12 protein-coding genes are annotated in these 16,023 nt (G+C 72.4%); 5 read left to right on the top strand and 7 right to left on the bottom strand.

Features of this window, described 5'->3' with window-relative positions; all coding sequences use genetic code 11:
- Positions 1–48 precede the first annotated feature (48 nt).
- On the bottom strand, positions 49–2,202 hold the full coding sequence (locus tag ACFWXO_RS27030; protein ID WP_380526667.1) for a prolyl oligopeptidase family serine peptidase: 2,154 nt from the start codon (positions 2,200–2,202) through the stop codon (positions 49–51).
- Between the two features lie 315 nt (positions 2,203–2,517).
- On the opposite strand from ACFWXO_RS27030, the gene ACFWXO_RS27025 reads away from it, so the two are divergent.
- The 5 genes from ACFWXO_RS27025 (at position 2,518) to ACFWXO_RS27005 (ending at position 8,887) form a co-directional block, all read left to right on the top strand.
- On the top strand, positions 2,518–2,712 hold the full coding sequence (locus tag ACFWXO_RS27025) for a DUF2304 family protein (protein WP_030062563.1): 195 nt from the start codon (positions 2,518–2,520) through the stop codon (positions 2,710–2,712).
- Positions 2,713–2,742: 30 nt separating this feature from the next.
- Positions 2,743–3,693 carry an N-acetyl-1-D-myo-inositol-2-amino-2-deoxy-alpha-D-glucopyranoside deacetylase gene (gene mshB / locus ACFWXO_RS27020; protein ID WP_380526665.1) on the top strand — a complete coding sequence of 317 codons (951 nt, stop codon included), beginning with the start codon at positions 2,743–2,745 and terminating at the stop codon, positions 3,691–3,693.
- Complete coding sequence (locus tag ACFWXO_RS27015; protein ID WP_380526663.1) at positions 3,690–4,148, top strand: DUF6113 family protein; 459 nt, start codon at positions 3,690–3,692, stop codon at positions 4,146–4,148. Before mshB ends, ACFWXO_RS27015 begins: the two co-directional genes overlap by 4 nt.
- Positions 4,149–4,387: 239 nt before the next feature.
- Positions 4,388–6,958 (top strand): peptidoglycan binding domain-containing protein, encoded by a 2,571-nt coding sequence (locus ACFWXO_RS27010; RefSeq protein WP_380526661.1) that lies wholly within the window; start codon positions 4,388–4,390, stop codon positions 6,956–6,958.
- Positions 6,959–7,165: 207 nt separating this feature from the next.
- A complete protein-coding gene (locus tag ACFWXO_RS27005; RefSeq protein WP_380526660.1) occupies positions 7,166–8,887 on the top strand; it encodes an ABC transporter family substrate-binding protein in 1,722 nt (573 codons plus the stop codon).
- Positions 8,888–8,908: 21 nt separating this feature from the next.
- On the opposite strand, the gene ACFWXO_RS27000 is transcribed toward ACFWXO_RS27005, so the two are convergent.
- From ACFWXO_RS27000 to ACFWXO_RS26975, 6 genes are all read right to left on the bottom strand, one after another.
- Positions 8,909–9,958 carry an ABC transporter ATP-binding protein gene (locus ACFWXO_RS27000; protein WP_380526658.1) on the bottom strand — a complete coding sequence of 350 codons (1,050 nt, stop codon included), beginning with the start codon at positions 9,956–9,958 and terminating at the stop codon, positions 8,909–8,911.
- A gap of 159 nt (positions 9,959–10,117) precedes the next feature.
- A complete protein-coding gene (locus tag ACFWXO_RS26995) occupies positions 10,118–11,239 on the bottom strand; it encodes an ABC transporter ATP-binding protein (RefSeq protein ID WP_375884724.1) in 1,122 nt (373 codons plus the stop codon).
- The gene (locus ACFWXO_RS26990; RefSeq protein WP_375884723.1) at positions 11,229–12,281 is read right to left on the bottom strand and encodes an ABC transporter ATP-binding protein; all 1,053 of its coding nucleotides are present in this window, start codon (positions 12,279–12,281) and stop codon (positions 11,229–11,231) included. Before ACFWXO_RS26990 ends, ACFWXO_RS26995 begins: the two co-directional genes overlap by 11 nt.
- 16 nt (positions 12,282–12,297) lie before the next feature.
- Positions 12,298–13,212, bottom strand: a complete 915-nt coding sequence (locus ACFWXO_RS26985; protein ID WP_375884880.1) for an ABC transporter permease — start codon at positions 13,210–13,212, stop codon at positions 12,298–12,300.
- Positions 13,213–13,288: 76 nt separating this feature from the next.
- Positions 13,289–14,215 carry an ABC transporter permease gene (locus ACFWXO_RS26980; protein ID WP_375884720.1) on the bottom strand — a complete coding sequence of 309 codons (927 nt, stop codon included), beginning with the start codon at positions 14,213–14,215 and terminating at the stop codon, positions 13,289–13,291.
- Positions 14,216–14,315: 100 nt separating this feature from the next.
- A complete protein-coding gene (locus ACFWXO_RS26975; RefSeq protein ID WP_380526655.1) occupies positions 14,316–15,941 on the bottom strand; it encodes an ABC transporter substrate-binding protein in 1,626 nt (541 codons plus the stop codon).
- Positions 15,942–16,023: the final 82 nt, after the last annotated feature.

Raw genomic sequence — 16,023 nt, 5'->3', positions numbered from 1 at the left:
GCCTTCGGTATGACGGATGTCATGCCGAAGGCACGACGGCCCGGGCGGCTACAGGCCCAGCGAGCGCTTCACGAAGTCGACCTGGAGCAGCAGCAGGTTCTCCGCGACCTCCTCCTGCGGGGTCATGTGGGTGACGCCCGACAGCGGCAGCACGGTGTGCGGGCGCCCGGCGGCCAGCAGCGCCGAGGAGAGCCGCAGGGTGTGGGCGGCCACCACGTTGTCGTCGGCCAGGCCGTGGATGATCATCAGCGGGCGTTCCAGCCCGGCCGCGTACCCGTTCAGCGAGTTCGCCGCGTACACCTCGGGCCGCTCGGCCGGGTGGCCCAGGTAGCGCTCGGTGTAGTGGGTGTCGTACAGCTCCCAGTCGGTCACCGGGGCCCCGGCCACCGCCGCGTGGAACACGTCGGGGCGGCGCAGCACGGCGAGCGCGGCGAGGTAGCCGCCGTACGACCAGCCGCGGATCGCGACCCGGTCGAGGTCCAGCGGGAACTCGTCGGCCAGCGCCCGCAGCGCCTCCACCTGGTCGTCCAGGGTGGCCCCGGCGAAGTCGAAGGCGATGGACTTCTCCCAGGCCGGGCCGCGCCCGGGGGTGCCGCGGCCGTCGGCGACGACCACCGCGAAGCCCTGGTCGGCGAACCACTGCGAGTTGAGGTGCGGGTTGTGCGCCTGGACGACGCGCTGGCCGTGCGGGCCGCCGTACGGGTCCATCAGGACGGGCAGCAGGCCGTCGCGCTCGCGGTCGTAGCCGGTGGGCAGGAACACGGCGGCCGGGATGCGGCGCTCGCCCGCGAAGCGGAAGACCGGGCGGGCGGTGATGGCCGGGGTCTCGGCGTACGAGGCGACGGTGGCGACGTCGTCGACCACCACGCCCTCCGGCAGGTCGCGGGCGACCTGCACCAGCGTGCCGGGCAGGTCGGGCTCGGCGGTGGCCCGGACGGTGATCCCGCCGGCGTGCACCGCGCTGGTGACGGAGGTGAACGGGCGGCCGTTGGCGGACTCCCAGGCCAGCTCCTTGCCGTCGTGGCTGATCCGGCCGACGGCGATCCAGCCGGGCTCGGGGTCGCTCTCCTCGGCGCCGCCGGAGGCGCTGAAGAACACCTCCCGCGCGGTGACCGCGACCACCGACCGCACGTGCAGGTCGGCCCCGGTGACGGCCTGGTCGCCGACCACCAGCGCCCGCGCCCCGCCCTGGTCGGAGATCCGGACCAGCTTGCCGTCCGGGGTCCAGGCCGGCACGCCCGGGAAGGCCTCCAGCCAGACCTCGTCGTGCTCCTCGAACAGCACCTCGGTGGCGCCGGTGGTCACGTCCAGACCGAGGACCCGCTGGGCGCGCTGGTCCCGGGACTGGACGAGCAGCAGCGGCACGCCGCCCTCGGACCAGTGCACCCGGGCCAGGTACGGGAACGCCGCGTGGTCCCAGGAGACCTCGGTGCGTCCGCCGTGCAGGTCGAGCACCCAGAGCCCGACCTCGGCGTTGGCGGTGCCGGCCGCCGGGTAGGCGACCTCGGCGGGCTCGCGGTCCGGGTTGGCCGGGTCGGCGATCCACCAGCGGCGCACCGGGCTGTCGTCGGCGCGCTCGGCCAGCAGCCGCTCGCCGTCCGGGGACCACCAGAAGCCGCGGGTGCGGTCGATCTCCTCCTGGGCGATGAACTCGGCCTGGCCCCAGGTGACGTTCGGGCCGTCCGGCTCGGCGAGCGCCCGGTCGCCGCCGCCGTCGGTGCGGGTCAGCCGCAGTTCGCCGGCGGTGTTGGCGTAGGCGACGTGGGCGCCGTCCGGGGAGAGCCGCGGGTCCAGCAGCGGGCCCACGGCGGGCAGTTCGGCGGTGGTGCCGGCGGCCAGGTCGGCGGTGAACAGCCGGCCGGAGAGCGCGAAGGCGGCCCGGTCGCCGGCGGCGTCCAGGGCGTAGCCGACGATGCCGGCCGAGCTCTCCCGGCTGCGTTCGCGGCGCGCCTTCTCGGCCGGCGAGAGGTCCTCCTCGCCGCCGCCGAGCAGCACCGCCGGGTCGGCGGCGATCCGCTCCTCGCCGGTGGCGGTGTCGAGGGTCCAGAGCAGGTTGGCCCGGTCGCCGCCCGAGCGCGAGCGCAGGAAGACGACCCGCGAGCCGTCGGGTACGACGGAGAAGGAGCGGGGGGCGCCGACGGTGTAGCGCAGGGTCCGCGCGTACTGCCGGGGGAAGGTGTCCGCAGGAGTGTGGGAGGTCATGGCACCAGACCCTACGACGGGCGACTGCCACGGCCGGGTGACTGACGATCACTCGTTCGGAGCATCACCCCCGAGTACGCCTCGGAGGGCCCCGCACCCCCTCCGACCGGCCCGTGCGCCCCACGAGTGCCTCCTTGCCCCGGCGCGCGCGGACTCACTGAATGTAATGCTCCCCTTACCCATCGGGTATGACTGGTCAGGCGAGTGATCGTCGGGCCCCGTCCCGGGCCCGCCGGCCACCCGGCCCCGATTCCCGTACGGTCCCACCGCCGCCCTCCCCCGGGGGCCGGCGCCCGAGAAGGGGTGTGAGCCCACATGGCCATGAACATCTCCGCAGCCGTGCTGATGCTCGTCATCGTGGTGGTGCTGATCCGCCGCTCCGGCCTCAAGCTGGCGCACGCGATCGTCTGCGCACTGCTCGGCTTCTACCTGGCGTCCAGCTCGATCGCACCGTCGATCAGCCAGGTCACCAGCAACCTCGCCGGGATGATCAACGGCCTCAAGCTCTGACCCCGCAGCGCGGTCGTTAGGCTTCCTCCCATGACCGCGACTACCGGCCGCAGCCTCCTCCTGGTGCACGCCCACCCCGACGACGAGTCGATCGGCAACGGCGCCACCATGGCCAGGTACGCCGCCGAGGGCGCCCGGGTGACGCTGGTGACCTGCACCCTCGGCGAGGGCGGCGAGGTGATCCCGCCCGCGCTGGCCCACCTGACGGCCGATCGGGACGACACCCTCGGCGCCCACCGGATCGGCGAGCTGACCGCGGCGATGCGCGCGCTCGGCGTCACGGACTTCCGCTTCCTCGGCGGGCCGGGGCGCTACCGCGACTCCGGGATGATGGGCGTGCCCGAGAACGACGCCCCCGGCTGCTTCTGGCGGGCCGACGTCGACGAGGCGGCGGGCCACCTGGTCGCGGTGATCCGCGAGGTGCGGCCGCAGGTGCTGGTCACGTACGACGAGAACGGCGGCTACGGGCACCCGGACCACATCCAGGCGCACCGGGTCGCGATGCGCGCGTACGAGCTGGCCGCCGACCCGGCGCACGCCCCGGAGGCGGGCGCTCCCTGGCGGATCGCCAAGGTGTACTGGAACCGGATGCCCCGCTCGGTGCTGGACGCCGGCCTCGCCGCCACCGCGGCCGAGGCGCGCTTCCCGGGCGTCGCGCACCCCGGCGACGTCCCCGGGGTGGTGGCCGACGAGGTGGTCACCACCGTGCTGGACGGCACCGGCTACGCCGCCCCCAAGGCCGCCGCACTGACCGCGCACGCCACCCAGATCACCGTGGCCGGCGACTCCTTCGCGCTCTCCAACCACCTCGGCCAGCCCCTGTTCGCCACCGAGTACTACCAGTTGGTACGCGGCCAGGCCGGGCCGGAGCGGCCCGAGCACGACCTCTTCGCGGGCCTCGGCGCCGACGCCACGGGCCCGGGAACCGACCCGACAGGTCCGGGAACCGACCCGGCCCCGAGCGAGGGGAACGCCCGATGACCGCGCCCGCCGCCAAGCCGAGGACCCGATCGGTCGCGGCCACCGTGCTCGGCACCCGCGAGGAGCGGCTGGCCGAGCCCCAACCCCCGCGCGCCGCCCGGATCGCGGCGTATGTCCTGTTCTTCCTGCTGGGCATCGCGGTGTCGGTGTGCGGATCCTTTGTGCAGGCCCTGTGGCCGCCCGTGGGAGTTCTGCTGGCGCTCGCCGCCACCGCCGCGACCTTCTACGCCGGCCTGCGGGTCACCGGCACCAAGCTGGGCGCCGGGATGCCCGCCGGCGGCTGGTTCCTGGCGATGCTGCTGCTGATGGCGCCCCGGCCGGAGGGCGACAACGTGCTCTGGTCCAATGCCACATCGCTGGCCTGGCTGTTCGTCGGCTCGATCCTGGGCGTGATCTGCGCCACCCTGCCCACCCGCACCAGCTGGTTCCCCGGCGTCCCCAGCCCCAAACGCTGAACCCGGCGGACGGCCGCGTACGGTAGCGCACACAACGCGCAGTCAGGACCACTCCGCCGTACTCTCATACCGGAGGAACCGGACGTATCAGGATCTGTCCGAAGCCGTTCACCGCTCAGTTCTTCCCAGTATGGTGGTCCCGCAGTACGTCGTACCCGACCGCCGTTTGCCCCAGGCCCGGCGACCACGAACCGCGGTCGCGCCGCACGGCCCGCCCGCGAACCCGGAGCAGAGCAGCATTGAGCAGCCGCGAATCTGACAACGCCAACCCGACGCCCCGGCGCACGGGTCCGGACGCCTACCCGTCGGGCACGCCGCCCTACGGCACCCCGGCGGGCCCCGGCGGTGACCGGGCCGACACCGGGTCGGACGGCGAGGACGACGGTCCGAAGACCGAGACGACCCTGACCACCAGGGTCCGGATCAACATCCCCGGCTCGCGCCCGATCCCGCCGGTCGTCGTCCGCAGCACCGTCAAGAACGAGACCGCCCGGGGCGACGACGGCCCGGCCGACCCGTTCGCGCCGGGCACCGAGCCGGGCGGAACGCGACACCGCTCCGCACCCGCCTCGCCCGTCCTCGGCGTGATGGAGGGCGGCTCCGGCTCCGCCACCCCGCCCAACCTGCCGCCGGAGTGGCAGATCCCGCCGATCCCGCCGGCGACCTCGGAGTCCGAGTCCACCGGCGCGTGGTTCCGGCCGCGGCAGAAGAAGGCGCCGGCCGCCGAACCCGCCCCGGCCGCCGTGCCGGTCGGCGCCCCGAGCGTCCCGAGCACGCCGGAGGCCCCGGCCGTGCCCGGCCCCGGCGCCGAGGCCCGACCGCAGTCCGCCCCGAACGGCACCCGCCCGGCTCCGGACGCCGGCGCCGCCCGGCCGAACGGCCGCCCGCTGCCCACCCGGGGCCAGGCCCCGCACCAGGGAGCCGCCCCGGCCGCCCCCGCCTCGCCCTACGGCGCCGGGGGCCCGGCCGAGGAGCCCGGGGTGTACGAGAGCGCCGACCCGTTCGCACCGGTCGCCGATCCGTTCGCCCCGACCGGCCCGACCGGCCCCGCCGCCGCCGGCGCGCGCGGCCGCGGCGACCAGCGCGGCCCGCGCGGCAGCCGTCCGCAGCAGCCGTCGCCGCACCAGCAGGGCGGCCCCCAGCAGGGCGGGCTGCCCCAGGGCGGCCTCCAGCAGGGCGGCGCCCCGCAGGGCGGGTTCCCACCGAGCGGGCTGCCGCAGAACGGCTTCCCGCAGGCCGAGCCCGGCCCGGAGGACACCTCGGTGGACGGCTTCGCGCCGATCCGCGAGCACGGCGCGCCCCCGGCCGCCATACCCGGCCTGCCCCGGAACGGCACCGCGCCGAACGGCACCGCCCCGAACGGCGCTGTCCCGAACGGCGCTGTCCCGAACGGCGCTGTCCCGAACGGCACCGCGCCGCACGGCAGCCCGAACGGCGGCGGCCCGGACGGCTTCGACGGCCGTCCGCAGCCGGGCCTGTTCGCCTCCGCCCCGACCGGTGCCGACCCGTTCGCCACCCAGCGCCCGGCCGCCCCCGGCCAGGACCCCTTCGCCACCCCGGCGGGCCCCGGCGGGCTCTTCCCCGGCGCGCCCCAGCCCGGCTCCCAGCCGGCCCCGCAGCCCGCCCCCGGCGGGCCCCGGCGGGCGGGTCGTGACCCGGAGGCCACCGAGGTCACCCCGCTGCCCGCCCCCGGCCCCCAGGGCGCGGCGGACGGTCCCGGCGCCCAGGTCGACGCCGCCCCGTTCCTCCCCGGCGCCGTCCCCGGGCCGGCTCCCACGTCCGGCCCGGCACCCGCCAAGACCGAGCCGGCCGCCCCGGCCAACGGCAAGGGCAAGGGCAAGGCGAAGGCCAAGCGCGGCGGCCCGAAGAAGCTGGTCAAGCTCGGCGTCTACGCCGTCGGCGGGGTGTTCTTCCTCGGCGCCGCCGCCTACGGCACCGGCCTGATGCTCAACCAGTCCGACATCCCCAAGGGCACCGTGGTGCTCGGCACGGACATCGGCGGCAACGGCCGTGACCAGGCGATCCACGCGCTGGACGCCTCGGTCGGCAAGGCCGGGCAGCAGCCGCTCAAGCTCAAGATCGGCGACCAGAGCGTCGACCTGGACCCGACGGTCGCCGGCCTGAGCTTCGACACCACGGCCACCGTGGACGGCCTCGCCGCGCACAGCTACAACCCGGTCACCGTGATCACGTCGATCCAGGGCGGCACCAAGGCCGTCGCCCCGGAGGTCCGGGTCGACCGCGCCAAGCTCAAGGCCGCGCTGGACTCGCTGGCGGTCGGCTCGGGCCAGGGCCTGCAGGAGGGCTACGTCAAGTTCGCCGACAACGGCGACCCGGTCGTCGTCCCCGGCAAGGCCGGCCAGGCGGTGGACACCAACGCCGCGCTGGACGTGATCGAGCAGGCCTACCGCGACCGCGCCGCCGGCAAGCCGGACCAGCCGATCGCGCTGGCCGTCACGGCCGCCCAGCCCAAGGTCTCCACCCAGGCCCTCCAGGCCGCCGCGGACAGCCTCGGCAAGCAGGTCACCAGCGGGAAGATCCACGTCGTGGCCGGTGCCAAGACCTGGGACTTCGGCCCGAAGACCGCGGCCAAGGCGCTCACCCTGGCCCCGGACGCCTCCGGCAAGATCGCGCCCAAGTGGGACCTCGACGCGCTGGGCTCCCTGCTCAACGGCGCGTTCGACAAGGTGAAGGCCAAGAAGAACGGCCAGACCGCCGCGATCACCACCCAGGACGTCGCGGACGCCGTCACCTCGCTGTTCGACAAGACCGGTGACAAGGAACGCACCTTCAAGTTCACCGTTGCCTGACGTCTGACGCCTGACGCCTGACGCCTGACGCCCGGACGCCGGACGGCACCCACCGTCCGACGGCACCGGCCGACGAGCCGGGCACGAACGAGGGGCGGGGCCGCCGCACCGCACGGTCGCGGCCGTCCCGCCCCTCGACAACTCCCCCTCCCGTCAGCAAGATGTGACGCCACACCATCCGTCACAGTCACCCCGGGAGCCACGCCGATGGGCCGCCGCAGCCTCCAGCACCACCGGACGGCACTGCTCGCCGGCCTCACCGTCCTGACGCTCTCCCTCGCGCTCTGCTCCTGCTCCGCGGGGTCGGACGGCACCGTCGCGGACGCCCCGGTCGCCGCCACCGGGGTGCCCAAGCTGACCTCGGTCGACATCAACGCCCACGACCGCGCCCGGCTGCGCCAGGGCGGCACCCTGAACCTGGCGATCTCCCAGTTCTCCCACCAGTGGTCGCCGATCCACACCGACGGCACCGAGTCCTCGACCGTCGCGGTCGGCAAGCCGCTGCTGCCGACCTTCTTCCGCTCCGACGCGGCGGGCACCCAGACCGTCAACCCGGCCTACCTCCAGGAGGCCCACGCCGAGCTCAGGGACGGCCACCAGGTGGTCACCTGGACGCTCAACCCGAAGGCCCACTGGTCCGACGGCACCCCGATCACCTGGCGCGACATCGAGGCCAACTGGCGTGCCATGAACGGCAAGGACCCGGCGTACCGGCCCTCCAGCACCTCCGGCTTCGAGCTGGTCAGCTCGGTCGAGCGGGGCAAGGACGACTTCCAGGCCGTGATGACCTTCGACCGGCCGTTCTCCGAGTGGCAGTCGATGTTCAACGGCGCCGCCAACGCGCCGCTGCTGCCCGCGAGCAAGGTGTCCACCCCGGAGTTGTTCAACTCGGCCTACCTGGACGCCATTCCGCTCACCGCCGGCCCCTTCAAGGTCGAGCGGCTGGACCCGTCGGCGCAGACCGTCACCCTGGTCGCCGACCCGACCTGGTGGGGCGACAAGCCGGTGCTGGACCGGATCGTCTTCCACGCCATGCTGCCCGACGCGATGCGCACCGCCTTCGCCAAGGGCGAGATCGACCTCCTCAACAACGGTCCGGACCTGGCCGGCTACCAGGTCATCAGGAACACCAAGGGCGCGGCCGTGCGCCGGGCCGGCGGGCCGGACTTCCGCCAGCTCACCCTGAACGCCCGCAACCCCGTGCTCGCCGACGCGACCGTCCGCCAGGCCGTCCTCCAGGCGATCAACCGGGACGCCCTGATCCGCACCGACCTCAACGGCCTGGACTGGCCCGCCGTCCCGCTCAACAACCACCTGCTGGTCGCCAACCAGAACGGCTACCGCGACAACTCCCTGGGGCTGTCGCGCTTCGACCCGGCCGAGGCCGCCCGCAAGCTGGACGCGGCGGGCTGGAAGCTCGACGGCGAGGTGCGGAAGAAGGACGGCCACGAGCTGAACCTGCGGATGGTCGTCCCCGCCGGGGTGGCCGTGGCCCAGAACGAGACGGCCTCGGTGTCGAGGATGCTCAAGGACGTCGGCATCAAGGTCACCCCGGTGACCGCCGCCCCCAACGAGTTCTTCGACAAGTACGTCAACCGCAACGACTTCGACATCGCCGTCTACGCGCTGCTCGGCACCCCGTTCCCGGCCAGCGGCAGCCGCGCGAGCTACGCCCAGAACAGCTCCACCAACCGGGCCGGCGCCGGCAGCTCCGCGGTGGACGCCGCGCTCGACCGGGCCGCCGGCGCCACCGACGCCGGCACCGCCTCCGAGGCGATCAACCAGGCCGACGGCGAGCTCTGGAAGGTGGCCGGCGTCCTGCCGCTCTACCAGCGCCCGCAGCTGTACGGCGCCCGCGCCGACCTCGCCAACATCGGCGCCCAGGGCCTGTCCGACATCGTCTGGGAGAACGTCGGCTTCACCAAGTAGCGCCCCGGCGCCCGGCCGGTCTCAGCCGTGCAGGGTCTCCCGCCAGTAGTGGCAGGCGCTGCGGCGGCCGGGCAGCTCGGCCCCCTCCGCGTCCGCCACCGGTACCAGCGGCGGGAGTTCGGTCAGGCAGCGGTCCTGCACCCGGTCGCAGCGGGGGTTGAACGCGCAGCCCTCCGGGATGCGCAGCAGGCTGGGCGGCAGGCCCTTGATGGCGTGCAGGTCCTGGCCCTTCTGGTCCAGCCGGGGGATGGAGTCCAGCAGTCCCCGGGTGTACGGGTGCGCGGGCCGGGCGTACAACTGGTGCACGGGGGCGGTCTCGACGATCCGGCCCGCGTACATCACGGCGATCTTGTCCGCGACGTCGGCGACCACGCCGAGGTCGTGGGTGATCAGGATCAGGCCCATGTTGAACTCGGCCTGCAACTCGGCCAGCAGGTCCATCACCTGGGCCTGGACGGTGACGTCCAGGGCGGTGGTGGGCTCGTCGGCGATGATCAGGTCCGGCTCCAGGGACAGCGCCATCGCGATCATGATGCGCTGGCGCATGCCGCCGGAGAACTGGTGCGGGTAGTCGCCGACCCGCTGCTTGGCCGCCGGGATGCGCACCCGGTCCATCAGCTCGACGGCCTTCACCTTCGCCTCGGCGCGCGACAGCCCCTGGTGCACCCGGAACATCTCGCCCAGCTGGTAGCCCACGCTGAGCACCGGGTTGAGGGCGGACAGCGCGTCCTGGAAGATCATCGCGATCTTCCGGCCCCGGACGGTCCGCCGGAGCCGGGGGCTCATGGTCAGCAGGTCGTCACCCCGGAACAGGATCCGGCCCGAGGTGATCCGGCCGGGCGGCACGTCCAGGATGCCCATGATCGCCTGCGCCGTCACCGACTTCCCGGAACCGGACTCGCCCAGCACCGCCAGCGTCTCCCCCGCCGCCACCGAGTAGCTCACCCCGTTGACGGCCCTGGCGACGCCGTCCTGGGTGTGGAACTCGATGTGCAGGTCCTCGACCTCCAGCAACGGCGTCCCGGGCACCAGGTTCTCCCGTCCGCCGCCGACCACCTCGACCGCATCCATCCGGGCAGGCCTCCTCAGCGCAGCAGCGACCATCGACAGCCAGGCGCAGTGCAACTATCAAGGAACGGCGTGCACTTGGGGAGTGCGCGGCAGATCTCGGTTCCATCACGGCGAAGGGCGCGCCCCCGGTACGAGGACGCGCCCTTCGGTGGCAGGGGGTCAGGGGGTGCCCGGCCCGCTCCCGTTCTGCGCCGTGTCCTGCCCGCTCCCGCGCTCCGCGGCGAAGTGACACGCCGAGTCGTGCACCGCGGCGCCGTTCAGCCAGCCCGGCGCGGCCAGCAGCGGCACCTCCACCGAGCACCGCTCCTGCGCCTTCCAGCAGCGGGTGCGGAACCGGCACCCCGAGGGCGGGTTGGCCGGCGAGGGCACGTCCCCGGTGAGCACGATCCGGTCCCGGCTCTCGCGCGCCGTCGGGTCCGGCACCGGCACCGCCGACAGCAGCGCCTGGGTGTACGGGTGGGTCGCGTGGTCGTAGATCTCCAGGTCGCTGCCGAGCTCGACCATCTTCCCCAGGTACATCACCCCCACCCGGTCGGAGATGTGCCGGACGATGGAGAGGTCGTGGGCGATGAACATGTACGAGAGGTTGAACTCGCCCTGCAGCTGCTCCAGCAGGTTGATCACCTGCGCCTGCACGGACACGTCCAGCGCGGAGACCGGCTCGTCGCAGATGATGATCTCCGGCTTGAGCGCCAACCCCCGTGCGATGCCGATCCGCTGGCGCTGGCCGCCGGAGAACTGGTGCGGGTACCGGTTGATGTACTCCGGGTTGAGCCCGACCACGTCCAGCAGGTCCTGGACGGCCTTGCGGCGGTCGCCCTTGGGCGCCACCTCGGGGTGGATCTCGAACGGCTCACCGATGATGTCGCCGACCGTCATCCGCGGGTTCAGCGAGGTGTACGGGTCCTGGAACACCATCTGGATGTTGCGCCGGACGGCCTTCAACCCGGCCCCGGAGAGCCGGGAGATCTCCTCGCCCTTGTAGCGGACGGACCCTCCGGTGGCCGGCTCCAGGTTCATCAGCACCTTGGCCAGCGTGGACTTGCCGCAGCCGGACTCGCCGACGATGCCGAGCGTCTCGCCCTGCATCAGGTCGAAGCTGACCCCGTCCACCGCCTTGACCGCGCCGACCTGCTTCCTGAACAGCACGCCCTTGGTCAGCGGGAAGTGCTTGACCAGGTCCCGGACCTCCAGGATCGGCTCGCCGCGCGGCACCGGCTGCTCGAAGGCGACCTCCTCCGGCACCGCCACGCCCATCGCGCTGGCCCCGTTAACGGCCATGGAGGGTCTCCTTCCAGAAGAAGCAGGCGCTGCCTCGGCCCTCCAGCGGGGTGCCGTCCTCCTCGGTGACCGGGAACAGCTCCGGCACCTCGGCCCGGCAGACGTCCTGCGCCCGCGGGCAGCGGGGGTTGAAGGCGCAGCCCGGGGGGATCCGCAGCAGGTTGGGCGGCAGGCCCTTGATGGCGTAGAGCTCGTGGCCCTTCTGGTCCAGCCGGGGGATGGAGTCCAGCAGGCCGCGGGTGTACGGGTGCGCGGGCCGGGCGTACAGCTCGTGCACGGGCGCCGTCTCGACGATCCGGCCCGCGTACATCACGGCGATCTTGTCCGCGACGTCGGCGACCACGCCCAGGTCGTGGGTGATCAGGATGAGCCCCATGTGGAACTCGGCCTGGAGCTCCGCCAGCAGGTCCATCACCTGGGCCTGCACCGTGACGTCCAGCGCGGTGGTGGGCTCGTCGGCGATGATCAGGTCCGGCTCCAGCGCCAGCGCCATGGCGATCATGATGCGCTGGCGCATGCCGCCGGAGAACTGGTGCGGGTAGTCGTTCACCCGCTGCTTGGCCGCCGGGATGCGCACCCGCTCCATCAGCTCGACGGCCTTGGCCTTCGCCTCGGCCCGGGAGACGCCCTGGTGCGCCCGGAACATCTCGCCGAGCTGGTAGCCCACGCTGAGCACCGGGTTGAGGGCGGACAGCGCGTCCTGGAAGATCATCGCGATCTTCCGGCCGCGGATCCTGCGCCGCTCCTCCTTGCCCATCGTCAACATGTCCTGGCCGCGGAAGCGGATCTCCCCGCGCGGGATCCGGGCCGGCGGCATGTCCAGGATGCCCATGATCGCCTGGGCGGTCACCGACTTCCCGGAGCCGGACTCGCCCAGCACCGCCAGCGTCTCCCCGGCCCGGACGCTGTAGTTGACCCCGTTGACGGCCTTGGCGACGCCGTCCCGGGTGACGAACTCGACGTGCAGGTCCCGCACGTCGAGCAGCGGCCCCTCGTAGGGCGTCTGCCGTTCCTGCCCGGTGGCGTCCACAGCTGTACTCACGATGCGCTCCCCTCGCTCAGCGAAGCTTCGGGTCGAGGGCGTCGCGCACCGCGTCGCCCAGCATGATGAAGGCCAGCACGGTGACGGAGAGCGCCGCGGCCGGGAAGAACAGCACGTACGGCGCCGTGCGGATCACCTTCTGGGCGGAGGAGATGTCGATGCCCCAGGAGATGGTCGGGTCCTGGAGGCCGATGCCGAGGAAGCTCAGCGTGGCCTCGGCCGCGATGTAGCCGCCGAGCGCGATGGTGGCGACCACGATCACCGGGGCGATCGCGTTCGGCAGGATGTGCCGGAACATCAGCCGCCCCGTCCCGGCGCCGAGCGCCCGGCCGGCCACCACGTAGTCGGCCTGTTTGACGGTCAGCACCGCGCCGCGCATGACGCGGGCGATCTGGGTCCAGCCGAGCACGCCGAGGGCGATGACCACGCTCCAGACCGTGCGGGTGGCGAAGGCGTTCAGCAGCACCAGGGCGCCGAGCAGCAGCGGGATGCCGAAGAAGATGTCGATGATCCGGGAGATCACCGCGTCCACGGCGCCGCCGAAGTACCCGGCGACCATGCCGGTCAGCCCGCCGAGCACGGTGACCGCGGCGGTCACGAAGATGCCGACGGTGATCGAGGCGCGGGCGCCGTAGATGACCCGGGCGAAGATGGAGCGGCCCTGGGCGTCGTAGCCGAACCAGCCGGTGCCGAAGACGTCGCCCCAGGCGGGCCGGCGCAGGTAGTCGTTCACCAGGTCGGCCTTGCGCGGGTCGGCGTCGGTGAAGGCGTACGGGAAGACCGCCATCACCACCAGCAGCAGGATCAGCACCGCGGAGATCAGGAAGATCGGCCGCCGGCGCAGGTCCCGCCAGGCGTCGCCCCAGAGGCTGCGGGCTTCCTCCCGCTTCTCCACGTCGGGTTCGACCAGGGTCTCCTGCTCGACCGCCATGCCCTGCTCGCCCGCGTAGTCCAGGCGTGCGACGCCGGGCTTGGGGTGCGGCTTGGGCGAGTCCTCGTCGTGGATGTCAGGCATAGCGGATCCTCGGGTCCAGGACCGCGTAGAGCAGGTCGACGAGCAGGCTGGCGACCAGGTAGACGATCACCAGGACGGTCACGATGCCGACCACGGTGGGCCCTTCCTTCGTGTTGATCGCCCGGTACAGGACGTTGCCGATGCCCTGCACGTTGAAGATGCCCTCGGTGACGATCGCGCCGCCCATCAGGGCGCCCAGGTCGGTGCCGAGGAAGGTGACCACCGGGATCAGCGAGTTGCGCAGCAGGTGGCGCAGGATGATGGTGCGCCGGGGCAGGCCCTTGGCGACGGCGGTGCGCATGTAGTCGGCCCGCAGGTTCTCGCCGATCGAGGTCCGGGTCAGCCGGGCCACGTAGGCGAGCGAGAGCGAGCCCAGCACCACGGCGGGCAGGACGAGTTGGGAGAGGTCGTAGCTGTCCTGCACGGTCGGGGTGACCCAGCCCAGATTGGTGGCGAAGATCGTCTGCGCGATGTACGCCAGCACGAAGACCGGGATCGAGATCACCACCAGGGTCAGCACCAGCACCAGGGTGTCCGCGATGCTGCCGCGCCACAGTCCGGAGACCAGGCCGAGGGCGAGGCCGAGGACCAGCTCGAACACGAAGGCCAGCAGCGCGAGCCGGATGGTGACCGGGAAGGCCCCGGCCATGATGTCGGAGACCGGGCGGCCGGTGAAGCTGGTGCCGAAGTCGCCCTGGAACAGGTTCGCCATGTAGTGCAGGTACTGCTTCCAGACCGGTTGGTCGAGGAAGTACTTGTGCTTGATGCTGGCCACCACGGCCGGGTCGGCCGCCTTCTCCCCGAACAGCGCCGTCACCGGGTCTCCGGGCAGCGTGTAGACCATCAGGAAGATCAGCAGCGTGGTGCCGAAGAACACCGGGATCATCTGCAGCACCCGCCGCAGCACGTAACTGCCCATCCGAGCCTCCTTCCAGGGCGTGACCCGGCCGGGGGCGACCGGCCGGGAGGACCGGGCCCCGCCCTCCGTGCGGGGAGGGCGGGGCCGCGTGGGGGGCGGGTCAGCCCTTGACCTCGACCTGGGTCCAGGCCGGGTTGCCGAAGGAGTCGAACTTCACGTTCTGCACCTTGTTCGAGTAGCCCGAGTTGGTGCGGTAGTACCAGAGCGGGATGGCCGGCATGCCGCTCGGCAGCACCGCCTCGGCCTGCTGGTAGCCGGTCACCGTGTCGGCGACGCTGGCGGCCTCGTCGGCCTTGGTGGCGGCGTCGTCGAACTGCGGGTTGCTGTAGCCGAAGTCGTTGGAGGCCGCGCCGGTGCGGTAGACGTCGGAGAGGAAGTTGGCGTTCAGCGGGTAGTCCTGCACCCAGCCGGTGCGGAAGGCTCCGTTGAGCTGGTGGGCGGTGATCGCCGCGCGGGCGGTCTTGAAGTCGGGCTTCGGGTCGCCCAGGCAGTCCACGCCGGTGCTCTGCCGGATCGAGTTGCAGACGGCGTCGACCCACTCCTTGTGGCCGCCGTCCGCGTTGTAGGTGATCAGCAGCTTGTTGCCGGGGACGCCGCCGCCCTCCTGGATCAGCTGCTTGGCCTTGGCCGCGTCGAACTTGCAGAAGTCGCCGCAGGCGCCGTCCTTGTAGCCCTCGACGCCCTCGGCGACCCAGGCGGTGGCGGGCTTGCGGGAGCCCTGGAGCACCGTCTTGGTGATGATGTCCCGGTCGATCGCCATCGACAGGCCCTGGCGCACCTTCGCCTTGTCCGGCGAGGACCAGTCGGCCTGGTACAGCGTGAAGCCGATGTTCTGGATCGCGCCCTGCGGGGCGTCGATGGCCCGGTCGCCGAGGTCGTTCTTGTAGTTCGCCAGCGCCGACGGCGGCACCTGGTCCATCACGTCGAGGTTGCTGGACTGGAGGTCCGCGTAGGCGGCCTCGGACGTGGTGTACATCTTGAAGACGATGCCGCCGTTCTTCGGCTTGTCCACGCCCTGGTAGTCCGGGAAGGTCTTGGTGACCACCTCGGTGTTGTGCGACCAGCTGACGAACTGGTACGGGCCGTTGCCCACCGGCTTCTGCCCGTACCCGGCCGGGTCCTTGAAGAAGGCGTCCGGCAGCGGCGAGAAGGCGATGTAGCCGAGCTTGTACTCGAAGTACGAGACCTTGTGGCTGAGCTTGACGGTGAAGTGCAGGTCGTCGGTGACGCTCAGGCCGGACATCTTGTCCGTGGTCGCCTTGCCGGTGGCCGGGTGGACGTCCTGGTAGCCCTCGATGTCGGAGAACCAGGAGCTGTTGATCTGGGCGTTGGCCGGGTTGGCGCCCCAGTTCCAGGCGTCCACGAAGTTCTTGGCGTGCACCGGGGTGCCGTCGTGGAACTTCCAGCCGTCCTTCAGGGTGATGGTGAAGGTCTGCGAGTCACTGGTGTCGATCTTGTCCGCGACCTGCATCCGGATCTTGGCGTTGCTGGGATCGTAGTCGACCAGCCCCTTGAACAGGTTCTGGATGATGCGACCGCCGCCCACCTCGTTGGCGTTGGCGGGCTGCAGTGGGTTCTGCGGCTCATTGCTCTGGTAGCTGAACGTCTTGCCGGCGTCCGACGAGCCGTTGCCACCGCCTCCCCCGCTGCTGCCGCACCCGGTGGCCACCAGGACCACGGACGTCGCAGCGGCGAGGACCAGGCGAGCACGGGCGGCTACGGGCATGGAGGTCCCTCCTCAAGGGGTGTGTGTCGCATCACACCCCATGAGAAGCGCGCCCCGGCGACGGCGCGAGCCGGGTGCACCC

It is taken from the genome of Kitasatospora sp. NPDC059088 (genome assembly GCF_042738155.1).
In the GTDB taxonomy this organism is placed as follows: Bacteria; Actinomycetota; Actinomycetes; order Streptomycetales; family Streptomycetaceae; genus Kitasatospora.
Note: the sequence above shows the minus strand (reverse complement) of the source record. Positions and strands in the feature narration are given on the sequence as shown.

Bases quoted from the DNA above. Each gene is read 5' to 3' on its own strand.
- ACFWXO_RS27030 (WP_380526667.1), bottom strand. From the start codon at position 2,202: ATGACCTCCCACACTCCTGCGGACACCTTCCCCCGGCAGTACGCGCGG.
- ACFWXO_RS27025 (WP_030062563.1), top strand. From the start codon at position 2,518: ATGGCCATGAACATCTCCGCAGCCGTGCTGATGCTCGTCATCGTGGTG.
- mshB (WP_380526665.1), top strand. From the start codon at position 2,743: ATGACCGCGACTACCGGCCGCAGCCTCCTCCTGGTGCACGCCCACCCC.
- ACFWXO_RS27015 (WP_380526663.1), top strand. From the start codon at position 3,690: ATGACCGCGCCCGCCGCCAAGCCGAGGACCCGATCGGTCGCGGCCACC.
- ACFWXO_RS27005 (WP_380526660.1), top strand. From the start codon at position 7,166: ATGGGCCGCCGCAGCCTCCAGCACCACCGGACGGCACTGCTCGCCGGC.
- ACFWXO_RS27000 (WP_380526658.1), bottom strand. From the start codon at position 9,958: ATGGATGCGGTCGAGGTGGTCGGCGGCGGACGGGAGAACCTGGTGCCC.
- ACFWXO_RS26995 (WP_375884724.1), bottom strand. From the start codon at position 11,239: ATGGCCGTTAACGGGGCCAGCGCGATGGGCGTGGCGGTGCCGGAGGAG.
- ACFWXO_RS26985 (WP_375884880.1), bottom strand. From the start codon at position 13,212: ATGGCGGTCGAGCAGGAGACCCTGGTCGAACCCGACGTGGAGAAGCGG.
- ACFWXO_RS26980 (WP_375884720.1), bottom strand. From the start codon at position 14,215: ATGGGCAGTTACGTGCTGCGGCGGGTGCTGCAGATGATCCCGGTGTTC.
- ACFWXO_RS26975 (WP_380526655.1), bottom strand. From the start codon at position 15,941: ATGCCCGTAGCCGCCCGTGCTCGCCTGGTCCTCGCCGCTGCGACGTCC.